A 3,450-nucleotide genomic window follows, 5' to 3' on the forward strand; every position below is an offset into this window, starting at 1 on the left:
CTTCAGGGATCAACATAGTAATAGGCTGCCCAAGCATTGCGGCTTCGGCCTCAATACCGCCAACCCCCCAGCCAAGCACACCGAGCCCGTTAATCATGGTGGTGTGAGAATCTGTACCAACCAGTGTGTCTGGCATGGCTAACTTGTTGCCACCTTTTTCTTCGACGAGTACGCCGGGAGCGAGATATTCGAGATTGACTTGGTGCACGATTCCAGTACCTGGAGGCACGACACGGAAGTTAGAGAATGCTTGTTGGCCCCAACGTAAAAATTGGTAACGCTCCCCGTTACGCTGGAACTCAATCTCGGTATTTTTCTGTAGAGAATCAACGTGGCCGTAGTCATCCACCATAACGGAGTGGTCAACGACCAGGTCAACCGCGCCGAGTGGGTTGATTTTGGCCGGATCACCGTTTAAGTCGCGCATGGCAGCACGCATAGCGGCTAAGTCAACCACGGCAGGCACGCCGGTGAAATCTTGAAGGACAACGCGCGCCGGAGTGAAATTGACCTGATCTTGTCCGGCGTGGTCGGCTTGCCACTGACAAAGCGTACGAATGTCATCCGCAGAGACATTCTTACCGTCTTCTTTACGTAGTAAGTTTTCTAACAGCACTTTTAAACAGTAGGGTAAGCGACTGATATCGAATGGCTCGGGCAATGCATCAAGTCGATAATAATCATAGCTCTCACCGTTGACGTGTAGGGTACGCCGGGTGTTGAAGCTGTCTTGGCTTTTGGAATCAGGTGTATTGCTCACGGGTGCCTCCCCTGGTCGGTTATTGTGAGTAAAAGAAACGGTCATCATGCGTTGCAGGCAACAGTCTCTCTTGGGGATTGCTTATTTTACCTTCATTATTGTAAATGGGGTTTTGTTGAAGTTAAAGGTTCGTTATCACGATACGGTCGATGGTTCTCATTGATCAATCCTTTTGTTTCACAACGTGCGCAAATAGCGCACTCAATGAGAGTATAGAAGGCTCTGCATCAGCGGGCGCTTCCGCTAAAAAGGGCTTATTTGGTATCAATGAACCATACTGATTTATTCTAAATGGCAACTTTTCGTGACAGTAATTAGTCATTCTGCCTATGGAAAATATCGCTATTTTCATCTTTGTTAGCCATTAATGCTAATGTTTTGGAAATGTTAATCATGCATCTGGAGCGTTTCAATCGCTTAACGTTTTTAACTAGTCTAAAATGCTATTTAGGGCTTTTTTGGTCGATAAATCTAGGGGTAAAACTGGAAATAGTAGGGGATTTAATTGATTATTCCATGTAGCGCATTTGTTAAATTTTTTGTCTGACAATTGCATTGCATCACTGTGTGCTTCGGCATGACAAAAGGAGACAGCCATGAATACCTCAACCCTACTCATGCAGCTTAATCAGTTAGATGATCATCATATCAAGCAACTGCAACCTTCATTTAACCGGTTACCTGGCACTTCGCATGCGGATGGTGGATTTCGCCTGCGTCGTTACTCGATCGTTCATGTCTTTGACGGCGGGGTTGAAAAGCTGCCGCCACGACCATTTATGCAAACTTCTGATATCAATGAATTCCAAGGTGATGTGGCACGGACGTTTGAAGATATCGAGCCCGAGACAGTACAAACGCCAGGGTTTCATGCGATGTGCCGAACCTTTCGCGACCTCTATCAACTTAGTGATGATAATGATATCGAAATCCACCAGATTCGTATTCAGGCGGATAATCAATCTGTGCAGGTCGCCCCAGAAGGCGTTCACCAAGACGGCTTTGATCATATCGCCATTGTGAGCATTGGCCGCGATAATATTGATGGCGGTGATTTTCAGGTGTTTCGTCACAAAACTAGCGCACCACTCTTTAGTCTCCCATTGATGCCGGGTGAAATGGCGGCCCTCGATGATCGTGCCCTTTGGCATTATGCTGAACCGATTACTCCCGTTAATCATGCGCAATCAGGCACGATGGATGTATTTGTACTCACAGCAACAAGGAAGTAACGATGATACCGGCAGTTTTTTCTCCCCATGCAGTACGAGGCCATTTTCCTGCATTGACGCAAACTATTGACGGCCAATCCGTTGCTTTTTTTGATGGGCCAGGGGGGGCGCAAGTACCGCAATCTGTACTGGATGCCATGGTGACTTATCTGGGGCACTATAATGCGAACTTGGGGGGACAATTTTTTTCTGGGCATCACACCACCGCAATGATGCAACAGGCACGTGATAGCGCCGCTGCTTTTGTCAATGCGCCATCATCGGACTGTATGGTCTTTGGCCCGAATATGACAACGTTGACGTTTTCGTTAAGTCGCGCAATCAGCCGTGATTGGCAAGCTGGTGATGAGGTGATTGTCTCGGCACTCGATCATTATTCTAATGTCTCTAGCTGGCAGCAGGCCGCACACGATAAAGGGGCGACTGTTAAGCAGGTGCGAGTGGATGAATCCAATTATTCGATCGATATGACGCACCTTGTCAGTCTTATTACGGACAAAACCAAACTGATTGCGGTGACGCTGGCCTCAAATACCACTGGTAGTTTGGTGGATGTAGCAAACGTGGTAGAGATGGCAAGAAAGGTTGGTGCCAAAGTCTATGTCGATGCTGTCCATTACGCTCCGCATTATTTGGTCGATGTACAAGCATTAGGCTGTGACTTTCTTGCCTGTTCGGCGTACAAGTTTTTTGGCCCACATCTGGGTTTTGTATATGTGGCGCCTGAGTGGGTACAGACGTTGAAACCTTACAAAGTCGAGCCAGCCACAAACCAAGGTCCCGGTCGATTTGAAACAGGTACTCAGAGTTTTGAGGCGATTGCCGGATTTATTGCGGTGGTGGAATATCTCGCGCAGTGGGGCGATCCTGATTGTTCACTAAGAGAAAGATTGGCACAAAGCTATCGCCAGTATCAGGCGCATGAACAGCAGTTATCCGCCCATTTTATTGACCTGATGCAGGCCTATCCCAATGTTCACATTTATGGGATCACGGATGATGACCAGTTGGCTTATAGAACCCCAACCTTTGCGATCCGGATTGAAGGCGTCACGCCCGCGGATGTGGCGCAAGCGCTAGGGAAGCAACATTTTTGCGTGTGGAATGGCCACTTTTATGCCCAAGGTTTGTGCGAACAGCTTGATATTTTAGACAAAGGCGGTGTGATCCGTATCGGTATGATGCATTACAACACCGTTGATGAAATTGACCGGCTACACCAAGCCTTATTGCCATTTATTAGCGATTAAGGTTAATCAACCTCTCAAGCGGCCAAAAGAGCCGCTTTTTTTAGTTAAAATTGGCCTCGATTGAGATTTAAGTGTGAATTTATTCACAATGCAACCTTGAAACGTTAGCTCGCGCATAGGCGAATGCCTATCCGTACGTTATGATCACCACTGTTAGCACTGCCCAAGAAGCTGTTCAGAAAGAAATCATTTAAAAAGAAACCAATAA

General features: G+C 47.1%; 3 protein-coding genes. 2 read left to right on the forward strand and 1 reads right to left on the reverse strand.

Annotated features, from left to right (window positions below):
• Nucleotides 1–760 (reverse strand): aconitase family protein (locus tag BZG79_RS13005; RefSeq protein WP_242414187.1); only part of this gene is annotated, 760 nt, incomplete at its 3' end.
• 596 nt (nt 761–1,356) lie between these two features.
• Between BZG79_RS13005 and BZG79_RS13010 the strand changes: the two genes are divergently transcribed.
• Nucleotides 1,357–1,992 (forward strand): 2OG-Fe dioxygenase family protein, encoded by a 636-nt coding sequence (locus tag BZG79_RS13010; RefSeq protein WP_021024275.1) that lies wholly within the window; start codon nt 1,357–1,359, stop codon nt 1,990–1,992.
• Nucleotides 1,993–1,994: 2 nt separating this feature from the next.
• Entirely contained in the window at nt 1,995–3,242 is a 1,248-nt protein-coding gene (locus BZG79_RS13015) for a cysteine desulfurase-like protein (RefSeq protein ID WP_021024274.1), read from the forward strand.
• Nucleotides 3,243–3,450: the final 208 nt, after the last annotated feature.

The sequence above is a fragment of the Salinivibrio sp. MA427 genome, from assembly GCF_001996115.1.
Taxonomy (GTDB): Bacteria; Pseudomonadota; Gammaproteobacteria; order Enterobacterales; family Vibrionaceae; genus Salinivibrio; species Salinivibrio costicola.

Excerpts from the sequence above, each read along its gene's own strand:
- BZG79_RS13010 (WP_021024275.1), top strand. The coding sequence starts at position 1,357 with ATGAATACCTCAACCCTACTCATGCAGCTTAATCAGTTAGATGATCAT.
- BZG79_RS13015 (WP_021024274.1), top strand. The coding sequence starts at position 1,995 with ATGATACCGGCAGTTTTTTCTCCCCATGCAGTACGAGGCCATTTTCCT.